The sequence below is a fragment of the Streptomyces caelestis genome (genome assembly GCF_001279005.1).
GTDB lineage: Bacteria > Actinomycetota > Actinomycetes > Streptomycetales > Streptomycetaceae > Streptomyces > Streptomyces heliomycini.
In genome coordinates, this window is the sequence record NZ_LGCN01000132.1 from 66,204 (window position 1) to 86,459 (window position 20,256).

17 protein-coding genes and 1 pseudogene are annotated in these 20,256 nt (G+C 73.1%); 12 read left to right on the plus strand and 6 right to left on the minus strand.

Going from position 1 to position 20,256, the window contains the following annotated elements; translation table 11 throughout:
* Positions 1 to 59 precede the first annotated feature (59 nt).
* The 3 genes from ADK41_RS13150 to ADK41_RS13160 form a co-directional block, all read right to left on the minus strand.
* Positions 60 to 188, minus strand: a complete 129-nt coding sequence (locus ADK41_RS13150; RefSeq protein WP_006130296.1) for a SapB/AmfS family lanthipeptide — start codon at positions 186 to 188, stop codon at positions 60 to 62.
* Positions 185 to 2,848, minus strand: a complete 2,664-nt coding sequence (lanKC, locus tag ADK41_RS13155; RefSeq protein ID WP_030818803.1) for a class III lanthionine synthetase LanKC — start codon at positions 2,846 to 2,848, stop codon at positions 185 to 187. Before lanKC ends, ADK41_RS13150 begins: the two co-directional genes overlap by 4 nt.
* A gap of 470 nt (positions 2,849 to 3,318) precedes the next feature.
* Entirely contained in the window at positions 3,319 to 3,978 is a 660-nt protein-coding gene (locus tag ADK41_RS13160) for a hypothetical protein (protein WP_030818804.1), read from the minus strand.
* 223 nt (positions 3,979 to 4,201) lie between these two features.
* Between ADK41_RS13160 and ADK41_RS13165 the strand changes: the two genes are divergently transcribed.
* From ADK41_RS13165 to ADK41_RS13175, 3 genes are all read left to right on the plus strand, one after another.
* Positions 4,202 to 4,858, plus strand: coding sequence for a helix-turn-helix domain-containing protein (locus ADK41_RS13165; RefSeq protein ID WP_030818805.1), 657 nt, complete (start codon positions 4,202 to 4,204; stop codon positions 4,856 to 4,858).
* Between the two features lie 31 nt (positions 4,859 to 4,889).
* Complete coding sequence (locus ADK41_RS13170; RefSeq protein WP_030818806.1) at positions 4,890 to 5,432, plus strand: hypothetical protein; 543 nt, start codon at positions 4,890 to 4,892, stop codon at positions 5,430 to 5,432.
* 126 nt (positions 5,433 to 5,558) lie between these two features.
* On the plus strand, positions 5,559 to 5,795 hold the full coding sequence (locus ADK41_RS13175; protein WP_030818807.1) for a hypothetical protein: 237 nt from the start codon (positions 5,559 to 5,561) through the stop codon (positions 5,793 to 5,795).
* Between the two features lie 39 nt (positions 5,796 to 5,834).
* Here the strand turns inward: ADK41_RS13175 and ADK41_RS13180 are convergent, their stop codons facing one another.
* Together ADK41_RS13180 and ADK41_RS13185 are read right to left on the minus strand one after the other, a co-directional pair.
* Positions 5,835 to 6,512 carry a 4'-phosphopantetheinyl transferase family protein gene (locus ADK41_RS13180; RefSeq protein ID WP_030818808.1) on the minus strand — a complete coding sequence of 226 codons (678 nt, stop codon included), beginning with the start codon at positions 6,510 to 6,512 and terminating at the stop codon, positions 5,835 to 5,837.
* On the minus strand, positions 6,509 to 7,363 hold the full coding sequence (locus tag ADK41_RS13185) for a metallophosphoesterase family protein (RefSeq protein ID WP_030818809.1): 855 nt from the start codon (positions 7,361 to 7,363) through the stop codon (positions 6,509 to 6,511). Before ADK41_RS13185 ends, ADK41_RS13180 begins: the two co-directional genes overlap by 4 nt.
* 235 nt (positions 7,364 to 7,598) lie before the next feature.
* Here ADK41_RS13185 and ADK41_RS13190 point away from each other — a divergent pair, with 235 nt between their 5' ends.
* Positions 7,599 to 8,720 (plus strand): ATP-grasp domain-containing protein, encoded by a 1,122-nt coding sequence (locus tag ADK41_RS13190; RefSeq protein WP_030818810.1) that lies wholly within the window; start codon positions 7,599 to 7,601, stop codon positions 8,718 to 8,720.
* Between the two features lie 172 nt (positions 8,721 to 8,892).
* Here ADK41_RS13190 and ADK41_RS13195 read toward each other — a convergent pair whose 3' ends face one another.
* On the minus strand, positions 8,893 to 10,230 hold the full coding sequence (locus tag ADK41_RS13195) for a 6-phospho-beta-glucosidase (protein WP_030818811.1): 1,338 nt from the start codon (positions 10,228 to 10,230) through the stop codon (positions 8,893 to 8,895).
* Positions 10,231 to 10,358: 128 nt separating this feature from the next.
* On the opposite strand from ADK41_RS13195, the pseudogene ADK41_RS13200 reads away from it, so the two are divergent.
* From ADK41_RS13200 to ADK41_RS13235, 8 genes and pseudogenes are all read left to right on the plus strand, one after another.
* Positions 10,359 to 10,841, plus strand: a pseudogene (locus tag ADK41_RS13200) (carbohydrate-binding protein); the annotation flags it as partial.
* 365 nt (positions 10,842 to 11,206) lie between these two features.
* Positions 11,207 to 11,458, plus strand: coding sequence for a hypothetical protein (locus ADK41_RS13205; protein WP_030818813.1), 252 nt, complete (start codon positions 11,207 to 11,209; stop codon positions 11,456 to 11,458).
* Positions 11,455 to 13,059, plus strand: coding sequence for a glucose-6-phosphate dehydrogenase (zwf, locus tag ADK41_RS13210; RefSeq protein ID WP_030818814.1), 1,605 nt, complete (start codon positions 11,455 to 11,457; stop codon positions 13,057 to 13,059). The genes ADK41_RS13205 and zwf overlap by 4 nt, the downstream gene beginning before the upstream one ends.
* The gene (gene opcA, locus ADK41_RS13215; RefSeq protein ID WP_030818815.1) at positions 13,056 to 13,991 is read left to right on the plus strand and encodes a glucose-6-phosphate dehydrogenase assembly protein OpcA; all 936 of its coding nucleotides are present in this window, start codon (positions 13,056 to 13,058) and stop codon (positions 13,989 to 13,991) included. Before zwf ends, opcA begins: the two co-directional genes overlap by 4 nt.
* Positions 13,984 to 15,630, plus strand: a complete 1,647-nt coding sequence (gene pgi / locus ADK41_RS13220) for a glucose-6-phosphate isomerase (protein ID WP_030818816.1) — start codon at positions 13,984 to 13,986, stop codon at positions 15,628 to 15,630. The genes opcA and pgi overlap by 8 nt, the downstream gene beginning before the upstream one ends.
* 6 nt (positions 15,631 to 15,636) lie before the next feature.
* A complete protein-coding gene (gnd, locus tag ADK41_RS13225; protein ID WP_030818817.1) occupies positions 15,637 to 16,521 on the plus strand; it encodes a phosphogluconate dehydrogenase (NAD(+)-dependent, decarboxylating) in 885 nt (294 codons plus the stop codon).
* A gap of 5 nt (positions 16,522 to 16,526) precedes the next feature.
* Complete coding sequence (locus ADK41_RS13230) at positions 16,527 to 17,111, plus strand: histidine phosphatase family protein (RefSeq protein WP_030818822.1); 585 nt, start codon at positions 16,527 to 16,529, stop codon at positions 17,109 to 17,111.
* Between the two features lie 737 nt (positions 17,112 to 17,848).
* Positions 17,849 to 20,239, plus strand: a complete 2,391-nt coding sequence (locus tag ADK41_RS13235; RefSeq protein WP_030818824.1) for an ATP-binding cassette domain-containing protein — start codon at positions 17,849 to 17,851, stop codon at positions 20,237 to 20,239.
* The last annotated feature ends 17 nt before the right edge of the window (positions 20,240 to 20,256 follow it).

Below are 20,256 nucleotides of genomic sequence, written 5' to 3' on the forward strand. Positions count from 1 at the left end.
CGGGGCGCCGGAGCCGGGCGACGTGACTCACCACGTCGCCCCGGCGGTCAGCACCGGTGTCAGTTGCAGGTGGTGACGCTCAGGCTGCTGTCGCCGCAGAGCAGCAGGCTCGCGCGGCTGCCGGTCTCGACGTCGCCCATGGCCTCTTCCTTCGGGGTCTCCATCGACTGCAGGTCGAACAGGTTCATGACATCTTCCCTTCGTAGGACAACGGGTTCTCTTGCATCACGACCCCGGGAGGGGCCGAGTCGTGGGGCCGCCCCGGCGTGCGCGGCGGCGGGAGGAACGGCAGCCCGGCGGACCGGGCGCCGTGGACGGAGGCGACGGCCAGCAGGCATCCCGCCGTTCCGGTGGAGAGGTCCATGGACAGGCGCATCATCTGCTCACCGGGGAAGGCGAGCCGGTCGCGGTAGGACATGGCGTGCCAGGACAGCGCGTCGAGCTGACGCCGGACGGCCCGCGCATCGGTGCCGGGCACGTCGGCCGTCGTGCGGCCGAGGTACAGCACCATCCCGGCCACGCCCCGGTACAGGCCCGGCTGGGCGTAGAACATGGCCTGCGCCGCCGCCACGATCTCGCCCCTCGCCCGCGCGAACTCCTCGTCCTCCCGGTGCGCCAGGTAGTCGTCGAGCACCATGCCGATGCCCACGCTGCCCGCGCCCAGGTAGGGCATGGTCCGCCAGCCCTCGTCGACCTGCAGCGCGCCGCCCGCGCCGCGGACGCAGCGGGAGAGGTCCTGGCGCAGCGCGTCCCGCGCGAGGTCGAGCAGGGCGGGGTCCCGGTCGCGTTCGTACAGCCGCAGGAAGAGCAGGGCGCGTCCCGCCGCGCCGTGCAGCAGCCCCGCACGGCCCCGCCCGGTGCTCCCGTCCCCGGCCGCCGGCCCGCCCCGGGCGGTCAGCTCGGCGCAGCGCCGGGCCGCCGCGCGCAGGGCGGTCTCCCCGGTGGCCGCGGCCAGCGAGTCCAGGGCCAGGCCCACTCCGGCGGTGCCGCTGTGCAGGTCCGGGGCCAGACGGTCGAAGGACTGGTCGAGGAGCAGTTCGGCGAGGTCGAGGGCGCGGTCGCGGTGGCCGAGGTACTCCAGCGTCCAGGCGAGGCCGGCGAGGCCGTCGTGAAAACCGGGCGGCATGCCCGACGGCGGTTGCTTGGTCCGCTCCAGCAGCCACTGCTCCCCGTCCTCGTCCCGCCCCGCCCCGCTCTCGGCCAGGGCGTACAGCACTCCCGCCGCGCCGTGGCCGAAGGCCAGCCCACCGCCGGCGGTGGCGAACTGCGCGATGTCGCCGGGGAAGAGGCGGTCGGTACGGGACGGTGTCGCCGACGCGCGGATGGCCGCGGCCATCGAGTCCCGGCTGCGGGGCCAGTCGTCCGGCCGGACCGGCACCACCGGTCCGTCCGTCCGTCGCGCCGCCGGGGCGCCGGTGGAGACGGTGGCGCCGCCCGTGATCTCCTCGACCGCCGCGTCCAGGAAGGCCCGGTCCACCGGGAACCGGCCGGCCACCACATCGGCGAGATGGGCCGCCTTGCGCCGGTCCAGCGCCAGCAGACTGGTGAGCGGGAGGAACAGCGCGAGCCGCAGACAGGCCAGCGCGTACCGGTCCACCGCGACGCCCCTCCGGTCGGACGGCGCCACGAACCCCGGGTTGGCGACGGTCTGCCGGCCGGCTTCGTCGACCCGGTGGGCCGCCTCGAAGTCCAGCAGGGCGACGCTGTCGTCCTCACGGATCATGATGTTGAACAGGTGCAGGTCGTTGAAGACCACGCCCCGGGCGTGGACGGCCTCGACGGCGCGTTCCACCCGCGCGTGGACGTCGAGGGCCCAGGCGGTGTACTCGGCCAGCCGTTCCTCACCCGGGTCGGCCTCGATGAGCGGGTGACGGCGGGCGAAGAACGTGTTGAGCGGCTTGCCGTCGATGTGCTCCAGCACCAGGAAGTGGTGTTCGCCGACCGTCAGGTGGTCGAGCACCTCGGGTGTGCAGTCGAGGCCGGACAGCCGCTCCAGCGCCCGGCGTTCGCGGTGCAGCCGGGTCACCGCGTCCGCGCCGTCGGCCGCCAGACCGGCGTGCGGGCGGGCCTCCTTGAGGACCACCCGCTCCCCGGTGCGGGAGTCGCGGGCGAGGTAGACACCGCCGCCGTTGGAGAAGTGCAGCGCCGACTCGACGGTGTAGGGCAGGCCGCCCACGGTCAGCGCGTCGCGCGCCTCGAGGTGCGGGCGCAGGAAGGCGGGAGGCTCCACCCAGTCCGGTATGCGGAAGACGGGGCCCCGCAGGTCGGGCACCAGCACGCCGTCGGGACCGGTCACGGCCGGCCGCAACTCCCCTTGCGCGTCGTAGCAGTCGCGCCGGGTGAAGCCGCCGTACCGGACGTGCACGGGGCCTTCGCCGAGCCGCAGGTCGCTCAGGATGTACGGTCCGGGCTCGCCCGCCAGCAGCTCCGACAGCTCGCCCGCGAGCCGTTCGCACCGCGCCTCGTCCGCCGGGTACACGGTGATGAACTTGCCGCTGCCCGCCCGGTCCGCGTACTTGGCGTTGCGCTGGTGCAGCAGGTAGCGGCTGGGGACGAACTTGAAGGCCGTGCCGCCGGCGACACAGTGCCGCCACACGCGCTCGAGCACGGACTCGGCGTTGTCGAGACAGGCGGAGACGTGGATCTTCCACCCCTGGTCGGGCAGTTCGGCGTCGACCGGACGCAGGGCGAGCCAGTCCCCGCTCTCGTTGCGCTGCCATCCCGACGGGACGGGCCACGAGGCCGCGGCGTACCGGGAGCTCCCGGCGCCGGCCGGGGAGACGGTGCGGTGCGGAGCGTCGTAGAAGCACGGGTCCGCGTCGCAGTACACGGCATAGCCCTTGTTCACGCCGTCTCCCTCCCACCGATTGCCGACGAGGACGACGGTGTCACGCGGCGCTCCGTCCCGCACAGTCACCGCTGTCATCACTCCGATGTGCGGAACGCACGGGTAACTTCGCGGGGGTCGCGCACGGCAGAAACCCCGTCGCCGCGGTGGTGGCGACACGATGCCGAGGACGTCGGGGCCTCGGCGACGACGGGTCCGCCCTCGGCCTCGTGCTCGACCGGCCCGCCCGGCTCCTGGGCCGGCTGCGCCCACGACCGGTGGGACGGCAGGGCGAGTTCGGGTTCGGGGCCGGGCGCCTCGTCGGGGACGAGGAGGTTCCCCTCGCCCGCGCCGCGTGCGGAGCGCGGTCGGCGCCCGTCGTCCCGCCGCCCGCCACCGCGACGTCGCAGGTCAGCGGCTCGCCCACGCCGGTACCGCGTCACACGGCACGGTGCCGTGAGGTGCGCCGGCCTCGTCGGCGAAGGGCCGCTTCAGTCGGTGGAGTGGACCACGCGCAGGTGGGAGGCGGCGCGGCGGGACCCACGGCCCCCGGACGGGGTGCGGCGCGTCTCGCGCAGGACCAGCGTCAGCCGGGTGCAGTCCATGTCCCGCAGGGCCGGGGTCGTCTCCGCGACGATCCGGCAGTCCGTGGCGCCCCAGCGCGGGTCGGGGTGGAGCAGCGGCCGTACGGCGCCGTCGGGTTCGGCGGCCCGCTCGCCGACGGCCCGCAGCCAGTGCGGCAGTCCGTGCCGGTAGGCGGCCTCCATGAGGGGATCCTGGGCGATGTCGCGGCGAATGGCCTGCAGCCCGTGGTCGTGGCCGTACCGCTCGACGGTCTCGGCGAAGTGGGCCAGCATCGGCAGGCACCAGCTCGACTCGTGGTCGCCGAGCACCATGGCCGCGTCCGGGTGGAAGAGGACGAACCGGAGGAAGTTGTCGGAGGGCAGCGCCGTGGGGTGCGGCTCGACGCCCTGGAAAAGTGTCCGGAAAGCGGTGTTGGCGAGCAGCACGTCCCAGCGGTGGTCGACCACCAGGGAGGGGAAGGGGACCGCCTCCAGGAGTACGGCGTAGTCCTGGAGATAGGCCTGGGCCTCGGGAGTCCCGGGGACGGGCCGCGGTGCCGGCCGCTGCCCTCCTGCCTGATGTGCCATCGGGAGGTCACCCCTCTTGCCTGTGCGGCCCTGACGCGGCGCCCCGATCCTGCTGCCCGCACGCGAGGTGTGTCAACTATCGTGGCATTCCATGGCGGTTGACGGCTGAAATTGGCCACAGTTGTGGCGAGACCTGGATGTGGGTTCGCGGCAACGGCTAGTCTCCGTGAAGTTCACGGCAATCGTCTGTGAGAAGCCTGTGAGAGACGTAGGAGATCTTTCGGTGACGGGTGGCTTCGAGGGTCCGGACGCCGTGCCGACGACCGCGCTGCCGGCCGTCGTCGCCCGCGTCACCGCACTCGCCGACCGGCTCGGCGTGGCGCACGCCGAGGTCTTCGACGTCGGCCGGCTGTCCGCCGCCTGCGGTGTCCCGGAGTCCGTGGTCAAGGCGCTGCTGGGCGGCCGGCCGGCGGGCGAGCCCGATGTGCAGGCGCGGTTCGTGCAGCGGCTGGACCTGCTGCGCCGCACCCGGTTGAAGCCGAACGGCCGCAGGTACACGCAGCAGGAGATCGCCGACGGCGCGGGCATGTCCCGGCAGCAGGCCGGCGCGCTGATCAACGGCGACCGGCGTCCGACCATGGAGCACTGCGACGCCATCCAGCGGTTCTTCCGGGTGCACGCCGGTTTCCTCACCGCCGAGGACCCCGAGGCGCTCGCGGGCGCGCTCCAGCACACCGAGCAGGAACTGCTGCAAAAACTCGCGGACCGGGAGCGGGCGGCGGCCGCGCCGGCCGACGACCCGCTGGAGCGGCTGCTGCAGGACCACGGGGTGCGCGGGATCGCCTGGCGGGCCGCCCAGCTGCCCACCGACCAGCACCGCGACAAGGTCGCGGAGTGGCTGGACATGCTCCTGGAGAGTGTCCAGCGGCCCAAGGCCTGACCCGGGGAGAACAGTGGGCATCGGCAGGGAGATGCGCCGCCTGTGCGGCGAGTTGCTGGCGGAGCTGACGCTTCCCGTCCCGGCGCGGCCCGCCGATCTGTACGCGGCTCTGTGCGAGGCGACGAGCAGGCGCCGCGGCCGTCCCGTGCTGTTCCGCACGGCGGTCTTCCCGCCCGGCACGGCGAGCGGGCTGTGGCTCGACATGGCGGACCAGGACCTCGTCGTGATCGAGGAACGCACGGCCCCGGACCACCAGTTGGTGATCCTGGGTCACGAACTGTGGCACATGCGGGCCGGCCACCGCGGTCACCACCACGTCCAGGGAGCCGAGGTGGCGACGCGCCTGCTGGGTCACGCCCTCGACGAGGACGCCCTGCGGACGACCGTCCTGAAGGTCGCCGCGCGCACCCGGTTCGATCTCGCCGAGGAGAAGGAGGCCGAGGCCTTCGGCCTGCTGCTGGCCAGCAAGTGCCGGACCCGGCTGGCGGGTTCGTCGCTGCGCGGGCCGGTGCGGCGGGACCGGCTGGCGGGACGCATCGAGGCGTCGCTGGGGTATCTGGGGCCGCAGGGCTGAGCGGGCACGCCCCGGCGCGTGGATCCGCCGGGCGGACGAACCGGACCGGGCGGCATCCCCTTGTCAGTGGGGGGCGGCAAGCTGGAGGCGAATCGTCACCGACCGCGACACGGGGAGAACCGAGCGATGTCCACCGCCGTACTGACCGACCGCGAGCGCACCGCCGTCCAGGCCTACCTGCGGCTGCTGCACACGGTGCGCGCCGCCCTCGACACCCGGCCGGGCCCGGCGGGGCCTCCCGGGCTCCCGGTGGTGCCGCCCGCCGTGCTCGCCGAGGCGGAGACCGCCCTGGCCCGGGCGGGCCTGTCCGGCAACGAGGAGGTGTTCTTCCGGATGCTGCGCGACTGGCATCCCGAGCCGTAGCCGGCCGTGTCACGCCCGTGGCGGCGGTCGCCGTCCCGCTCAGCCGTGCGGGACGGCGACCGCCGTCGCGACCAGGCCTCTCCCGGTGGTCCAGCGGCCGGTGAAGTGATCGACCACCCGGGCGCCCACGCGCGGGCCGGGGACGAGAAGGGTGGCCCGGAAACCGCCGCGGGTGCGCTCGCCGGGGTCGGTGAAGAGGTCGAGGTCGGCCTCCATGAAGTCCAGCCACTTCCCGGTGAGCGGGAACCACGCCTTGTAGACGGACTCCTTGGCGCTGAACAGCAGCCGGTCCCAGTGCACGGCGGGCAGTTCCTCGGCCAGCCCGCCGATCCGCGCCGCCTCCCGCGGCAGCGCCACCGAGGACAGGACGCCCTTGGGCAGTGGAGCGTGGGGCTCCGCGTCGATGCCGAGGGACGCCAGGTCGGCGGCGCGCACCAGGGCGGCGGCGCAGTAGCCCTGGCAGTGGGTCATGCTGCCGGCCAGCCCGTCCGGCCAGACGGGGGCGCCCCGCTCACCGGGCAGCACCGGCCGCGCGGGCACGCCCAGCTTGTCCATGGCGCGGCGGGCGCAGGCGCGTACGGCGGTGAACTCCCGGCGGCGCTTGGGGACGGCGCGCTTCAGCAGCGCCTCCTCCTCGGGGTACAGCGGGGCGTCGGCGCCCTCGTCGCCGTAGGCCTCGACGGCGACCACCGTCTGCGGCAGCAGTTCCTCGATCATCGTCCCTCGTCCTCCCGCGGCACGATCCGGCGCAGCCGCCCCGGCGGCTGTTCCCGCTTGCGCCACTCGCGCGGATAGCCCACCGACACCTCCTCGAAGCGGACGCCGTCCCGCCGGGTGGTCCGGGGGATGTGCAGATGGCCGTAGACCACGGTGTGGACGGGGAACCGCCGGTGCCAGTCGTCGGTGAGCACCGTGCCGCACCACATGGCGAACTCGGGGTACCACAGCACCTCCGTCGGATGGCGGTGCAGCGGCCAGTGGTTGACCAGGACCAGCGGCGGTCCGTCGGGCACCTCGGCCAGCCGGCGTTCGGTCTCGGCGACCCGGGCGCGGCACCAGGCCTCCCGGCTCGGGTAGGGGTCGGGGTGCAGCAGCCGCTCGTCGGTGCAGACGACCCCGGTGCCGTGCGCGTACTCCAGTCCCTGGTCCTTGGTGGCGCACCCGGGCGGCAGGAACGAGTAGTCGTACAGCAGGAACAGCGGCGCGACGACGACCGGGCCGCCGGGGCCGTCCCAGACGGGGTACGGATCCTCGGGCGTGAGCACCCCGAGGTCGCGGCACCGTTCGACCAGGTGGTCGTAGCGGGCGGCGCCGCGCAGGGTGACCGGGTCGCTCGGATGGGTCCACAGCTCGTGGTTGCCGGGCGCCCAGACGACCTTGGCGAACCGGCCGGCCAGGGTCTTGAGGGCCCAGTGGATATCCTCCACGGTCTCCGCGACGTCACCGGCCACGATCAGCCAGTCCTCGTCCGACTCGGGCCGCATGCCGTCGACCAGGGCACGGTTCTCGGCGTAGCCGATGTGCAGGTCGCTGATGGCCCAGAGTTGTCCGCCGCCTGTCCCCGACATCACCCGTCGCTCCTCCAGCCGTCGTACCCGCCTCTACGAGATCACATCGGCGCCGCCGGAACAAGCGTGTCCCGCCGTTCGCGTGTGGTACGGGAACAACCCGCGAAGCCGTATGATCTGCCCCGACACCACCGCCGCGAAACACCCTTCCCCAGGGCGGTTCGGTGACCCTCCACACTCCTGCCCGGGCAACGGGCCGCCCAGCCCTGCCCGCGAACCCCGAAAGGCGGCCCGCATGGTCTCTCGCGTACGCGTCTGGCTCAACCGCACGTACGCGGAGAACGTGTTCTTCATGGATCAGCTGCGGAGGAATCCCGACGACCGGGCGGTCGAGATCCACGCCACCCACGGCGACCCCGACTCCCCCGTGCCGGCCGCCGCCGACACCTGCGAACCGGAACCCGAGGGGCTGTCCCCGGCGGCGTACGTCGAGTACGCGCTCGCCCAGTGCGAGCGGCGCGGCATCGACGTGTTCGTGCCCCGGCTGCACCAGGCGGCGATCGTCGCGCACCGCGCCGAGTTCGAGGCGGCCGGTACGGCGTTGCTGGCGCCGCCGCCCGAGGCGGTGGCCGTGTTCCACGACAAGGTGATCGCCTATGAGGCGGTCCAGGCGATCGGGGTGCCCGTGCCGCCGTGGTGGCGGGTCCGCACCGCGGACGAACTCGTCGCCGCGGTGGAGGAGTTGGAGGCGCGCGGGTACCGGGCCTGCTTCAAGCCCGCCTCCGGAGCGGGCGGGGTGGGCTTCCGCGTGATCACTCGCGCGCCCGTGTCGCTCGCCCAGCTGAGCGGTTTCCCGAGCCCGTACGTGCCGCTCGGCCCGGTGCTGGACGCGGTGCGGGAGGCCGACGAGCCGGTGGACTGGCTGGTGATGCCCCGGCTGGAGCAGCCCGAGGTGTCGGTGGACTGTCTCACCGGCACCGACAACCGGGTCCGGCTGGCGGTGGGGCGCACCAAGAACGGCCGGCGCAGGGGCTTCACGCTGCACGAGCAGTGGCTGGAGCCGGCCCGGCGGATCGCGGAGGGCTTCGGACTGCACCACCTGTCCAACATCCAGTTCCGGATGCTGGACGGGCTGCCCGTGCTCATGGACGTCAACACCCGGCCGGCGGGCGGGCTGCACCAGCTGGCGCTGTGCGGGGTGAACGCCCCGTGGGCCGCCGTGCGGCTGGCGCTCGGCGAGGACCCGGGCGAGATGACGCCGCCGTTCCTGGGCCGGGACTACACGGTGGTGTCGGGTCCGCGTCCCCTGCTGCCGGTGCCCCTGCCGCAGCAGCGGGCCGACGCGGGCACGCTGGGGGCCGTACCGGCTCCGGCGCCGTCCGTGGAGCCGCGGACGGCGACCGGGGCCCCCGCGTAGGAATGCTCCGGAAGGGATGTCCGCCGGGGGTGGATCGGGGGCCGGGCCGCGTGCTCTTGAGGGTGAGGGCGACCCGGGGAGGCCGCCGGGGCGAGCACGGGGGAACGGGGGGCTCGGGCCGGCCGGCCGCTGTCACGGGGGCGACCGGCCGGCCCGAAACCGTGCCCGCCCGCTATCCGAGGTAGGCGAGGCCGGGGTGGACGGCGGTGTAGCCGTCGACGAGACGGCGGGCCACGTTCACGGAGTCGACGAGCGGATGCAGCGCGAACGCCTTGACGGCCGTCGCGCGGGAACCCGACCGGGCGGCGGCGAGCACCTCGCGCTCGACGGCCTTCACGGCGCAGACCAGACCGGTGGCGTGGTCGGGCAGCGGGTCGACGGAGACGGGGTGCGTGCCACTGGCGTCCACCAGGCAGGGGACCTCGATGACGGCGTCCCCGTCCAGGGGTGACAGGGTGCCGCGGTTGCGGACGTTGAGGATCAGGGTGGCGCGTTCGTCGCGGGCGATCGCCCGCATCAGGGCGAGCGCCACGTCCTCGTAGCCGCCGGACAGGTCCTCGTCCTCCCGTTCGCCCGCGCCCGCCGTCTCCCGGTTCTCGGCCATGTAGGTGGCCTCGCGTTCGGCACGGGTGCGGTTCCACAGTTCCAGGGCGGGGGCGCCGGGCTCGGCCACCCCGGCGTAGAACCGTGCCTGCTGGTCGTGGAGGAACGCGCCCCGGGTCCGGTCCGCCTGCCGGTAGGCGCGCACGGCCTCACGGGTGAAGTAGTAGTAGTGCAGGTACTCGTTGGGGATCGCGCCCAGGGACCGCAGCCAGTCGGCGCCGAAGAGCCTGCCCTCCTCGAAGGAGCCGAGCAGGACGGGATCGGCGAGCAGGCGCGGGAGTTCGTCGCGGCCGGCGACCCGCAGGCCGCGGACCCAGCCGAGGTGGTTGAGGCCGACGTAGTCGACCCACGCCTCCCCCGGCCGCGCGCCGAGCACCCGGGCGACGCGGCGGCCGAGGCCGACCGGCGAGTCGCAGATGCCGATGACGCGGTCGCCGAGGTGGCGGGACATGGCCTCGGTGACCAGTCCGGCGGGGTTGGTGAAGTTGATGACCCAGGCGTCGGGGGCGAGGCGGGCCACCCGCCGGGCGATGTCGACGGCGACGGGCACGGTGCGCAGACCGTAGGCGACGCCGCCCGCGCCGACCGTCTCCTGGCCGAGCACGCCCTCGGCGAGGGCGACCCGTTCGTCGTGCGCCCTGCCCTCGAGGCCGCCCACACGGATCGCGGAGAAGACGAACGCGGCGCCGCGCAGCGCCTCGTCGAGGTCGGTGGTGACGGTCACCGCGGGCGCGTCGGGCACTCCGGCGGCCTGTTCGGCGAGCACCCGGGCGATCGCGCGCAGCCGTCCGGCGTCCACGTCGTGCAGGACGACACGGGTCACCCGGCCCTCGGCGTGGTCCCCGAGCAGCGCCCCGTACACCAGCGGCACGCGGAATCCCCCACCGCCCAGAATCGTCAGTCTCACATCCGCACCTTCCCACCACGACGAACCGGGACGACCCTACTCGCGGCGCGACCGCGCCGGGCGCGCCCCGCCGCCCCGGCCCGCTGGAGGACAGCCGGCCACGACCAGCCGCTCCGCGCCCGTCCGGCGTCCGCCTCGTCGACCACGTGCGGGTGCTGACCTCCGGTGGCGGCGGCACCGCTCCCCCGCCGGCCGGCAGCCGCGACGCCCACGGCACCGTCCAGGCCGAGTCCTGCGCCGGCCGGAGCGGCACGATGACGGAGAACACCTCGGACTCCGGCGGCGGCCGGAACGTGGGCGCGCCGGCAGGCGGCGACCGGCTGCAGTCCAAGGGCGTCGCCTTCGGCCCGACCCCGGCCCGGTGGTTCTCCGCGCGGGTGGCCGGCGGCGCCGCCTCCGGTGTGGGCGGGTTGGTCGAGGTGCGTCCGGACAGCCGGAGCGACGCGCCCATCGGCGGCTTCGCCGTGGGCGACACGGGCGGCCGGCAGTCCTGGCAAACGATCCCGGCGAACATCAGCGGCGTGACGGGCGCCCACGACGTCTGCCCGACCTTCACCAGCGGCCGGCCGTCGGACTTCGTGAACGTCAACCGGTTCACCTTCGGCCACTGATCCCACCCCCCGCACCGGCCCTCCCGGCCGGGCAGGAGGGCTCCACGCGCGCGTGGGGCCCTCTTTCGCACGCCCCGGCCAAAGACCGCATGGCCATGACGGTTCCGCGGTACCCGACGCCACGGGAGGAGGGCCGGGCCGTCGGGGCCGAGGACGCCCCGCCGACCGGGAGTGGACCCGCCATCAGAAAGGTCATACTTTTAAGCATGAACACATGAAGGCATCGATGTTGCTTGAACCGAGAACTTCTTGAAGTGATGCGGCGGGCCGTCCGCCCCGCGCGGCGCCGTCCCGGCGACGCGGCCGCCGGGAATCACCGGCCGCCGCGCACGGTTGCCGTGACCGCGAGAAAGAAGATGAGCACTGTGAGCGAAGCGACCGTGAGGGCCTTCTCCGGTGAGCGCCGGGCGTCCGCCGAGGTGAAGGACCCGGCGGACCAGGACACCCTGGGTGGGGAGGCACCGGCCGCACCCGGCTCCGTCCGCAGGGTGTCACCGTGCGACGAAGTGGTGCGACAGCCGGTGGACGAGGGCGTCGCGACGTGCGGGGACGCCCGGCGCGAGCTGCTCGACGCGGTGACGAAGTCGCTCGACAGCAAGGGAGTTGACGCGGAATGACCGACGAGACGACCGAACCGACGACGGACGCCCCGGAGGAACGGGAGGAGACCCCCACCGCCCTCCACGCGCCCCCGGCCGACTGGGCCAACCCGCTGCGCGACCCCCGGGACCGGCGCCTGCCCCGGGTGGCGGGCCCCTCCGGGCTGGTCATCTTCGGGGTCACCGGCGACCTGTCCCGCAAGAAGCTGATGCCGGCCGTGTACGACCTCGCCAACCGGGGCCTGCTGCCGCCGGGCTTCTCGCTGCTCGGGTTCGCCCGCCGGGACTGGGAGGACCAGGACTTCGCCCAGGTGGTGCACGACGCCGTCAAGGAGCACGCGCGGACCCCGTTCCGCGAGGAGGTCTGGCAGCAGCTCTCCGAGGGCATGCGGTTCGTCCCCGGCGACTTCGACGACGACCACGCGTTCGAACAACTGCGCAAGGCCGTCGACGAGCTGGACGCCTCCCGGGGCACCAGCGGCAATTACGCCTTCTACCTCTCCGTACCGCCGCGGTTCTTCCCGAAGGTCGTCCAGCAGCTCAAGAAGCACGGGCTGGCCGACGCCCCCGAGGGGTCCTGGCGGCGCGCGGTGATCGAGAAACCGTTCGGGCACGACCTGAGGTCGGCCCAGGAGCTCAACGCGATCGTCCACGAGGTGTTCGCCCCGGACCAGGTCTTCCGCATCGACCACTACCTCGGCAAGGAGACCGTCCAGAACATCCTGGCGCTGCGCTTCGCCAACCAGATGTTCGAACCGGTCTGGAACCGGTCCTTCGTGGACCACGTGCAGATCACCATGGCGGAGGACATCGGCATCGGCGGCCGCGCGGGCTACTACGACGGCATCGGCGCCGCCCGCGACGTCATCCAGAACCACCTCCTGCAGCTGATGGCGCTCACCGCGATGGAGGAACCGGCCTCCTTCGACGCGGCCTCGCTGCTGACCGAGAAGCTGAAGGTGTTCCGGGCCGTGCAGCTCCCGGACGACCTGGGCCGGCACACGGTGCGCGGACAGTACGAGGGAGCCTGGCAGGGCGGCGCGAAGGTGTGCGGCTATCTGGAGGAGGAGGGCATCGACCCCTCCTCGAAGACCGACACCTACGCCGCGATCAAGCTCGGGGTGGACAACCGGCGCTGGGCGGGCATCCCCTTCTACCTGCGCACCGGCAAGCGGCTCGGCCGCCGGGTCACCGAGATCGCGGTGGTCTTCCAGCGGGCGCCGCACTCCCCCTTCGACTCCACCGCCACCGAGGAGCTGGGGCAGAACGCGGTCGTCATCCGGGTCCAGCCGGACGAGGGCATGACGGTCCGGTTCGGCTCCAAGGTGCCGGGGACGTCGATGGAGCTGAGGGACGTGACCATGGACTTCGCCTACGGCGAGTCCTTCACCGAGTCCAGCCCGGAGGCGTACGAGCGGCTCATCCTGGACGTCCTGCTGGGGGACGCCAACCTGTTCCCCCGTCACCAGGAAGTGGAAGAGTCCTGGAAGATCCTCGACCCGATCGAGGAGTACTGGGCGGCGCACGGCCGGCCGGCGCGGTACACCTCGGGCAGCTGGGGACCCGCGGAAGCCGACGAGATGCTCGCACGAGACGGACGGAGCTGGCGCAGGCCATGAAGATCGACCTGACCGACACCACGGCAAGCAAGGTCAACAAGGCGCTGGTGCAGGGCCGCCGCGCCATCGGCACACCGGCCGTGGGCATGGTCCTGACGATGGTGATCGTCACGGACGAGGAGAACGCCTACGACTCGATCAAGGCGGCCGAGGAGGCCTCGCACGAGCACCCCTCGCGCACCCTGGTGGTGATCAAGCGGCACACCCGCAACCCGCGCGAGCGCACCCACTCCCGGCTGGACGCCGAGGTCCGGGTCGGCTCGGAGGCGGGCACCGGGGAGACGGTGGTGCTGCGGACGTACGGCGAGGTGTCCGACCACGCCGACTCGGTGGTGCTGCCGCTGCTGCTGCCGGACGCCCCGGTGGTGGTGTGGTGGCCCGCGAACGCGCCCGAGGACCCGGCGAAGGACCCGCTGGGCCGGCTGGGCCAGCGCAGGATCACCGACCTGTACGCGGTCGAGAACCCCATGGAGGTGCTGAAGGCCCGCAGGCGCACCTACGCGCCCGGCGACACCGACCTCGCCTGGACCAGGCTGACGCTGTGGCGTTCCATGCTCGCGGCGGCGCTGGACCAGGCGCGGGCGACGGTGACCTCGGCGATCGTGGAGGCCGAGGCCGACAACCCGGCCGCCGAGCTGCTGGCGCGCTGGCTGGAGGCACGGCTGCGGGTCACCGTCGACCGGGTGGTGACCGCGGGGCCCGTCGTCACGGCGGTCCGGCTCGGCACCGCCGACGGCGAGGTGGTCATCGACCGTCCCGAGGGTCCGCTGGCCACGCTGACCCTGCCGGGGCAGCCCGCGCGCCGGCTGGCGCTCAAGGTCCGTGCCACCTCCGAACTCATCGCCGAGGAGCTCAGGCGCCTCGACGCGGACGAGATGTACGCCGTCGCCCTGCGCGGCGAGGCCACCGAGGAGATCCCCGCCCATGTCTGACGTCCCCGAGCCGACCCGGCGACCCGAGTGGGCCGCCCTGGAGAACCACCGCGCGGACACGCTGCCGCAGCCGGACCTGCGCGAGCTGTTCGCCGCCGACCCGTCCCGCGCGCAGCGGTACGTCGTGCGCGTGGGGGACCTGCGCATCGACTACTCCAAGCACCTCGTCAACGACGAGACGCTCGCCCTGCTGCTCGAACTGGCCGAGGCCACCGATGTGTTCGGCCTGCGCGACGCCATGTTGCGAGGGGAGCGGATCAACACCACCGAGGACCGGGCCGTGCTGCACACCGCGCTGAGGGCCCCGCGGGACGCGGTGATCGAGGCCGACGGGGAGAACGTCGTCCCGGCCGTGCACGCCGTCCTCGACAAGATGGCCGACTTCGCCGGCCGGATCCGCTCCGGCGAGTGGACCGGCCACACCGGCAAGCGCGTCCGCAACGTCGTCAACATCGGCATCGGCGGCTCCGACCTCGGCCCGGCGATGGCGTACGAGGCGCTGCGCGCCTACACCGACCGCTCGCTGACCTTCCGGTTCGTGTCGAACGTGGACGGCGCCGACCTGCACGAGGCGGTGCGCGACCTGGACCCGGCGGAGACGCTGTTCATCGTCGCGTCCAAGACGTTCACCACGATCGAGACGATCACCAACGCCACCTCGGCCCGCTCCTGGCTGCTCGCCGGGCTGGGGGGCGACGAGAAGGCGGTCGCCCGGCATTTCGTCGCCCTGTCGACCAACGCCGGGAAGGTCACGGACTTCGGCATCGACACGGCGAACATGTTCGAGTTCTGGGACTGGGTCGGCGGCCGCTACTCCTACGACTCCGCGATCGGCCTCTCGCTGATGATCGCCATCGGCCCGGACCGCTTCCGGGAGATGCTCGACGGGTTCCGGATCGTCGACGAGCACTTCGTCAACGCCCCCGCGGAGGCCAACGCCCCCCTGCTGATGGGCTTGCTGGGAGTCTGGTACAACAACTTCCTCGGCGCCCAGTCGCACGCCGTGCTGCCGTACTCGCACTACCTGTCGAAGTTCACCGCCTACCTCCAGCAGCTCGACATGGAGTCCAACGGCAAGTCGGTGGACCGTCAGGGCCGCCCCGTCACCTGGCAGACCGGGCCGGTGGTGTGGGGCACGCCGGGCACCAACGGGCAGCACGCGTACTACCAGTTGATCCACCAGGGGACGAAGCTCATCCCGGCCGACCTGATCGGCTTCGCCCGCCCGGTCGCCGAACTGAGCGACGAACTCCAGGCGCAGCACGATCTGTTGATGGCCAACCTGTTCGCGCAGGGCCAGGCCCTCGCGTTCGGCAAGACCGCCGAGGAGGTGCGGGCGGAGGGCGTGCCCGAGGAGCAGGCGCCGCACCGCACCTTCCGGGGCAACCGTCCCACCACCACGATCCTGGCCACCGAATTGACCCCCTCGGTGCTCGGCCAGCTGATCGCGCTGTACGAGCACAAGGTGTTCGTACAGGGCGCGATCTGGAACATCGACTCCTTCGACCAGTGGGGCGTCGAACTCGGCAAGGTCCTCGCCAAGCGGGTCGAGCCCGCCCTCACCACGGGCGCCGACGTCCCCGGCCTCGACCCGTCCACGGCCGCGCTGGTGGCCGCCTACCGCGAACGCAGGAAGTGAGCTGACATGCAGATCGGTCTTGTTGGGCTCGGCAAGATGGGCGGCAACATGCGCGAGCGCCTCCGCAACGCCGGCCACACCGTCATCGGGTACGACACCAACCCCGAACTCTCCGACGTCGACCACCTGTCCGACCTGGTCGACCGGCTCGAGAGGCCGCGCGCGGTGTGGGTGATGGTGCCGGCCGGCGCCGTCACCCAGCACGTCATCGACCAGCTGTGCAGTCTGCTCAAGCACGGCGATGTGGTCGTCGACGGCGGCAACTCCCGCTGGACGGACGACGAGAAGCACGCCAAGGAGCTGGGCGCCCGGGGCATCGGCTTCGTCGACGCGGGCGTCTCGGGCGGGGTGTGGGGCCTGAAGAACGGGTACGCCCTGATGGTCGGCGGCGACGAGGAGCACGTGGAGCGGCTGAAACCGATCTTCGACGCGCTCAAGCCGGACGGTCCGTACGGCTACGTCCACGCGGGCAGGGTCGGCGCCGGGCACTTCGCGAAGATGGTCCACAACGGCATCGAGTACGCCATGATGCAGGCCTACGCCGAGGGCTGGGAGCTCCTGGAGAAGGTCGACTCGGTGGACAACGTCCGTGAGGTGTTCCGCTCCTGGCAGGAGGGCACCGTCATCCGCTCCTGGCTGCTCGACCTCGCGGTGAACGCCCTCGACGAGGACCAGCACCTGGAGCGGCTGCGCGGGTACGCCGAGGACTCGGGCGAGGGCCGCTGGACCGTGGAGGCGGCCATCGACAACGCCGTGCCGCTGCCTGCGATCACCGCCTCGCTGTTCTCGCGGTTCACCTCCCGCCAGGAGGACTCCCCGCAGATGAAGATGGTCGCGGCGCTGCGCAAGCAGTTCGGCGGGCACGCCGTCGAGGCGGCGGAGAAGGCGTAACGCCGGTGGGAGACCTGCTGCTGGCACGGCACGGCGAGACGGAGTGGAGCAGAGCGGGCCGGCACACCGGCCGGACCGACCTCCCGCTGACCCCGGCCGGTGAGGCCCAGGCCGAGTCCCTCGCTCCGCTCCTGGCGGGGCGGACCTTCGGGCTGGTCCTCACCAGCCCGCTGGCCCGCGCCCGGCGCACCGCCGGGCTGGCGGGGCTGGCCGGGGCCGTGGAGGAGCCCGACCTGCGGGAATGGGACTACGGCGGCTACGAGGGGATCACCACCGCGGACGTCCACCGCACCCGGCCCGGCTGGGACCTGTGGACCGACGGGGTGCCGCCCGGCCGGGAGTTCCCCGGCGAGTCCCCCCAGCAGGTCGGCGAGCGCGCGGACCGGGTGCTGTCCCGGGTGGCCGGGGCGCTCGACGAGGGGGACGTGATGCTGGTGGCGCACGGCCATCTGCTCCGTGTCCTGACGGCCCGCCGGCTGGGTCTGCCGCCGACCGCCGGCCGGCTGTTCCGCCTGGAGACGGGCACCCTGAGCCGGCTGTCGCTGGAGCACGGCAGCCCGGTCGTCGCGGAGTGGAACACCCGTCCGTGACCCGTGGGCCGGCCCCGGACACCCGCCCGTGACCCGCGGGCCGGCCCCGGACACCCGCCCGTGGGCGGCCGTGGCCGGCCCGGCCCGCCCGGCCCTCCGGCAGGGCGACGCCCTGCCGTCCGCCCGCGCGACCGCGGGCCGGGAGGAGGCCGGCCGGCGGGCACCGGTGACGCGACCGTCCCGTCCACGCCCGGCGCCCGGCCGGGCGCTCAGCCTCCCGTGCGCGTCCGCGCCGCGTGCCGGGCGGCCGGGCGGCCGGGCGCCTCCACTCGTTCCTCGGGCCGGAGCCCGAGGGGTCCGGCCTTCTCGATCGTCGCCGCGCCGCTACGCGGCACGGGATCCGGCCGGGCATTCGTGGCCCCCCGTTTCTCCGCGCTGCGCCGGGGCGGGTCCTGGCCCCACCGGCGCTCCGCGGGCCGGCGCGGAGCGCCGGGCCGGGCGGCGGCGACCGGACGGCGGTGGCCCTCTTCACGGCCGCTCCGTGCGTGTCCCCGGTCATCGCGGCGATCACGGCCCGTGAGACCCGCCGCGTCCCCACCGAACGGCTCGGCGGGCGCGTCCCCGCCCAGGGCGCGGAGCGGCCCGGGAAGGTGACGGCCTGACCCGTGCCGAGGGCGTTCCCCGACCGGTCAGGAATCGAGAAGCGCAGGTGAACACGGGCCCCCTAGCCTAGCCTTGCCGCGATGGGGACGCCGGCGGGGACCGCGCACGCGGTCCCCGCCCGACGAAGGGGAACGATGAGCATGACCACGAGGACAGAACGGCAGCCGGCCGGGACGCACGCCGCCGACAGCCACGATCTGATCCGCGTGCACGGGGCGCGTGAGAACAACCTCAAGGACGTCAGCATCGAGATCCCCAAGCGCCGGCTGACGGTGTTCACCGGTGTCTCCGGCTCGGGCAAGAGCTCCCTGGTGTTCGACACGATCGCCGCCGAGTCGCAGCGGCTGATCAACGAGACGTACAGCGCCTTCCTGCAGGGCTTCATGCCGACCCTGGCCCGCCCCGAGGTCGACGTGCTCGACGGACTGACCACCGCCATCACCGTCGACCAGCAGCGGATGGGCTCCGACCCCCGTTCCACCGTCGGCACCGCCACCGACGCCAACGCGATGCTGCGCATCCTCTTCAGCCGGCTCGGCACACCGCACATCGGCCCGCCCGCCGCGTACTCCTTCAACGTCGCCTCGGTCTCGGCGAGCGGCGGCTTCACCGTCGACCGCGGGACCGACAGGACCCGGACCGAGAAGGTCAGCTTCAGCCGCACCGGGGGCATGTGCACGCACTGCGAGGGCCGGGGCACCGTCTCCGACATCGACCTCACGCAGCTCTTCGACGATTCCAAGTCGCTCTCCGAGGACCCCTTCACCATCCCCACCTACACCGGGGACGGCTGGGTCGTGCGGGTCATCACCGAGTCGGGCTTCTTCGACAAGGACAAGCCGATCCGCGAGTACACCAAGAAGGAGCGGCACGACTTCCTCCACCGCGAGCCGACCAAGGTGAAGATCAACGGGGTCAACCTCACCTACGAGGGACTGATCCCGAAGATCCAGAAGTCGTTCCTGTCCAAGGACCGCGAGTCGATGCAGCCGCACATCCGGGCCTTCGTGGACCGGGCGGTCACCTTCGCCGAGTGTCCCGAGTGCGACGGCACCCGGCTCAGCGCACTGGCCCGCTCCTCGCGGATCGGTGAGCTGAACATCGCCGACGCCTGCGCCATGGAGATCCGCGACCTGGCCGCATGGGTCCGCGGGCTCGAGGAGCCGTCGGTGACGCCGCTGCTGGCCAAGCTCCAGCACACCCTCGACTCGTTCGTGGAGATCGGCCTCGGCTACCTCTCGCTCGACCGGGCCTCGGGCACGCTCTCCGGCGGTGAGGCACAGCGCACCAAGATGATCCGCCACCTCGGCTCCTCGCTCACCGACGTCACCTACGTCTTCGACGAGCCCTCGATCGGCCTGCACCCGCACGACATCCAGCGGATGAACGACCTGCTGCTGCGGTTGCGGGACAAGGGCAACACGGTGCTGGTGGTGGAGCACAAGCCGGAGACGATCGCCATCGCCGACCACGTCGTGGACCTCGGCCCCGGCGCCGGCACGGCGGGCGGCGCCGTCTGCTTCGAGGGCACCGTCGACGGCCTGCGGGCGAGCGGCACCGTCACCGGCCGCCACCTCGACGACCGGGCCGGGCTCAAGGAGACGGTCCGCGAGGCCACCGGCGCGCTGGAGATCCGCGGCGCGAACGCCAACAACCTCCAGGACGTCGACGTCGACCTGCCGCTCGGCGTGCTCTGCGTCGTCACCGGCGTCGCCGGCTCCGGCAAGAGCTCCCTCGTCCACGGCTGCCTCCCGGCCGAGGGCGTGGTCTCCGTGGACCAGGCCCCGATCCGCGGCTCGCGCCGCAGCAACCCGGCGACGTACACGGGACTGCTCGATTCGGTCCGCAAGGCGTTCGCCAAGGCCAACGGCGTCAAGCCGGCCCTGTTCAGCGCCAACTCCGAGGGCGCCTGCCCCACCTGCAACGGCGCCGGCGTCCTCTACACCGACCTGGCCATCATGCAGAGCGTGGCCACGACCTGCGAGGACTGCGGGGGCAGGCGGTTCGACGCCTCGGTCCTCGAGTACCGCTTCGGCGGCCGGGACATCAGCGAGGTGCTCGCGATGTCGGTGACCGAGGCGGAGGAGTTCTTCCGCGAGGGCGAGTCACGCATTCCGGCCGCGCACCGGATCGTGGAGCGGATGGCGGACGTCGGGCTCGGCTACCTCACCCTCGGCCAGCCGCTCACCACGCTGTCCGGCGGCGAGCGGCAGCGGCTGAAGCTGGCCGTCCACATGGCCGACAAGGGCGGGGTGTACGTCCTCGACGAGCCGACCACCGGTCTGCACCTCGCCGACGTGGAGCAGCTGCTCGGCCTGCTCGACCGGCTCGTGGACTCCGGGAAGTCGGTCATCGTCATCGAGCACCACCAGGCGGTCATGGCGCACGCCGACTGGATCGTCGACCTCGGCCCCGGCGCCGGTCACGACGGCGGCCGGGTCGTCTTCGAGGGCACCCCCGCCGACCTGGTCGCCGCCCGCTCCACCCTCACGGGCGAGCACCTCGCCCAGTACGTCGGCGCCTGAGTACTCGCCGTACGCGC